The 3,682-nt window shown below is 61.8% G+C and carries 3 protein-coding genes; all 3 read left to right on the top strand.

Annotated elements, in window-relative coordinates:
• Window positions 1–1,647, top strand: a 1,647-nt coding sequence (locus Q0288_RS17325; protein ID WP_299433453.1) for a thioredoxin domain-containing protein, incomplete at its 5' end; no start/stop codon positions are given.
• Between the two features lie 47 nt (window positions 1,648–1,694).
• Complete coding sequence (locus tag Q0288_RS17330; protein ID WP_299433456.1) at window positions 1,695–2,459, top strand: TIGR00282 family metallophosphoesterase; 765 nt, start codon at window positions 1,695–1,697, stop codon at window positions 2,457–2,459.
• Window positions 2,460–2,524: 65 nt separating this feature from the next.
• Window positions 2,525–3,682: gamma-glutamyltransferase (locus tag Q0288_RS17335; protein ID WP_299433459.1), on the top strand; the 1,158-nt coding region annotated here is incomplete at its 3' end.

Here is a 3,682-nt window from a genome sequence, read left to right on the forward strand (position 1 = left end):
CCACCCGAGGACCGCCAGGGGTTTCCCAGTTTTCGCCGGGTTCTGGCCGGAGTTCACCATGCCTGGCAGCACCAGCCCAGGGATGTGGTGGAGAATGCCGAGCACCTGACCACCCACTTGCAGGATCAGCTTAAACCGCGCAGGGGGGAACTGCCCGATGATCTGCACCAGGCCGCCCTGGGTGCTTTAGCCAGGGCCTTTGACCGGGCCTATGGCGGTTTTGGCGGAGCCCCGAAGTTTCCACAATCACCGGGCCTGTTGTACCTGCTCTCTCATGCCTGGATGGGGAATGAGGCTGCCTGGCAACACCTGCAACTGACCCTGGATCGGATGGCCCAGGGCGGCATCTACGACCAGGTGGGGGGTGGCTTCCACCGCTATGCGGTGGATGGTATCTGGCGGGTGCCGCACTTCGAGAAGATGCTTTACGACAACGCCCAGTTGGCCCGGGTCTATGCCGCAGCCAGTGTGCTGGGCCGGGGAACAGAAGAGCAAGTCCGCAGGTATCGGCGGATTGCGCTCGAGACACTGGGCTATGTTCTACGCGAGATGACCGGGCCGGAGGGCGGGTTCTGGTCGGCGCAGGATGCCGACTCGGAGGGTGTGGAAGGGAAATTCTACGTCTGGCAGGAGGCCGAAATCCACGACATCCTGGGTGCAGAGGCCGACGCTGCCAAAAAGCTCTTTGGGGTCTCGCAGGCCGGGAACTGGGAGCACGCCAATGTACTGGAGCGCCGCTTCCCGGAGCAAGCCTTGATGCAGAGTCTGGGCATGGCGCCAGAGGCCTACGAGAACTGGGTGGACCGTGTTCGCCAGCGCCTGTACGAAGCACGCAAAAAAAGAGTCTGGCCCCTGACCGACGACAAAGTTCTGGCCGACTGGAACGGCTTGATGCTACGAGCGATGGTCGAGGTGGGGCGCTTGCTGGGAGAACCCAGATATATCCAGGCCGCTCGCCAGAATGCCGACTTTGTGTTGAGGGTGATGTACACGGATGGGCTGTTGCGGCATTCCTGGCGCAATGGTTTGCTCAGGCCCCAGGCCTATCTGAGCGACCAGGCCAACTACGGACTGGGCCTTCTGGCGCTGTACGAGGCCACCGGGGAGATGGAGTGGCTGAGAGCTGCCCAGCAGCTTGCTGAGGCCATCCTGGCCCACTTCCAGGAGCCGGAGGGGGGCTTCCGCGACTCGCTGGATGAAACCCTGCCGGTGAAGGCCCGCGATGCCTACGATGGGCCGTATCCATCGGGGAGTGCAGCAGCAGCCGAGCTTTTGTTCCGGCTGGCGGCCCTTTATGAGCGCCAGGACTGGCATCAAGCGGCCCTGTCGGCAGTGGAGTGTTATGCTCAGAGCCTGACCCGCAGTGCTTTTGGCTTTCCAGCCTTGCTGCACGCGCATCTGGTCGGAACCAGGGGCAGCGAGCTGGCGGTGGTGGCTCCGTCAGCGATGCTGGATCCGATCCGGGCCTGGTTCCTGCCGCTCACCACCCTGGCCATGGGGCCGTCGGATGCTCTTCCGGTATTGAAAAACCGCCCGCCGGGTCTGGCTTATCTCTGCCAGCAAGGGGCCTGCCGGCTCCCTGCGGACAGCCTGGGGGATCTTTGGGGGGAACTCGAGGCCCTCTATCCGGGCGTAACGACCCCATAACGGACTTTTGCACCCCTAATGCCGGGTCGGTCGCGTAAGCTTGGCGAATGCGGGTTCTTTTTGTTGGTGATGTCTTCGGTGAGCCCGGTCTGCGGGCAGTGGCAATGCACCTGCCCGACCTGCGGCCCCACTACGACCTGGTCATTGTTAATGGGGAGAACGCCCACCATGGCAAGGGTTTGTCCAAGCCTGCTTATAGAAAACTGCGGGATGCTGGGGCCGATCTGATCACCCTGGGCAACCACGCCTGGGATCACAAAGACGTGTTTGAACTCATCCAGACCGAGCCTATCATCCGCGCCCTCAACTACCCACCCGGCACCCCGGGAAAAGGACACTGGGTATTGGAAGCTGGAGAAGTGCAACTGCTGGTGATGCAGGTGATGGGGCAGGTGGATATGGGCCTGAACCTGTACGATCCTTTTCGCACCAGCGAGGCCCTGCTGGACGAGGTCGGGCACGATTACGCCCTGCTCGAGGTTCACGCCGAGGCCACCAGCGAGAAATACGCCCTGGGCCACTATCTTGGGGGTAGAGTCTCGGCGCTGCTGGGTACTCACACCCACGTTCAGACCGCAGACGCGGGGTTTTTAGCCAATGGAACCGCCATCCAGTGTGATGTGGGCATGACCGGCCCCATTCACTCGATTATTGGCGGCGAGATTGAAAGTTTTCTGGGGCGCTTTACCACCCAGCGACCCACCCCCTTCAAGGCCGCTGTGGGACGGGCCATGTTTTGTGCTACCGAACTGGTTTTGGAGGGCGGCCGGTGCATTCAAATCCGGCCCATACGCTGGGACGAGCCGGAATAACGGCACTGACCGGCTTTCAGGGGCGCATGCCGTGCGAGTCCTGGCAGGTGGGTATAGTTGAAGGTATGAACCTTAACCAGTATGCCTACCCTTCCCGTCGCAATGTGGTTGTGGGTAAACGGGGTGCGGTAGCCACCAGCCAGCCCCAGGCCGCGCTGGCTGGCATGGAGATGCTGCTGGCAGGGGGCAGTGCAGCGGATGCGGCGGTAGCTATGGCGACTGCCCTGACCGTGCTCGAGCCCACCTCCAACGGCATTGGCTCGGACGCTTTTGCACTGGTGCACGACGGGCAGCAGCTGCATGGTCTGAATGCCAACGGCATGAGCCCAGCCAGCCAGGATTTTCAGACCTTTGCCTCGAGTGGACAGGTGCCCACCCGTGGCTGGCTTCCGGTCACGGTGCCCGGTGCGCCTTCATCCTGGCGGGTACTACACGAAAAGTTCGGCAAATTGCCTTTCGAAAAACTCTTCGAGCCCGCCATTCGCTATGCTGAAGAGGGCTTTGCCGTAACCCCCGAAACCGGGCGCACCTGGCCTCGAATCGAGGCAGTATATGGCCCCCTGAACGAAGCCTGTTTCCAGCCTTTCAAAAAAGTCTTCATGCCGGGCGGCAGAGCCCCCAGACCCGGCGAACTCTGGCGTAGTCAACGCCACGCCGAGACCCTGCGTGAGATAGCCCGCACCGGTGCGGAGAGTTTTTATAGCGGAAGGCTGGCTGCCCAGATGGCCGATTTTGCAGCCGTGACCGGAGGCTATCTGACCCGCTCAGATCTGGCTGCGTATCGCCCGGAGTGGGTGGAGCCAGCTTCAGCCCGGTACGGGGGGCTGGAAATACATGAGATTCCTCCCGCAGGCCAGGGTATCGCGGCCTTGATGGCACTGAAGATTCTCGAGGGCTTTGAGCTGGGCCGGTATCCCCGCGATTCGGTGGAGAGTTTTCACCTGCAGATCGAAGCCTTGAAACTGGCCTTTGCCGATGTGCAAAAGTTCGTGGGTGACCCGCGCTATATGTCGGTTACCCCTGGCGACCTGCTCAACCCCGACTACCTGGCCCAGCGCCGCAACCAGATTGGAGAACGCGCCCTTTCAGTCCAGGCTGGGGTTCCTAAAGGGGGCACCGTATACCTGTGCGCTGCCGACGGCGAGCTGCAGGTCTCCTTTATCCAGTCCAACTACATGGGCTTTGGGGCGGGTATCGTAGTGGATGAAACCGGCATCTCGCTG

The sequence above is a fragment of the uncultured Meiothermus sp. genome (assembly GCF_937863175.1).
In the GTDB taxonomy this organism is placed as follows: domain Bacteria; phylum Deinococcota; class Deinococci; order Deinococcales; family Thermaceae; genus Meiothermus.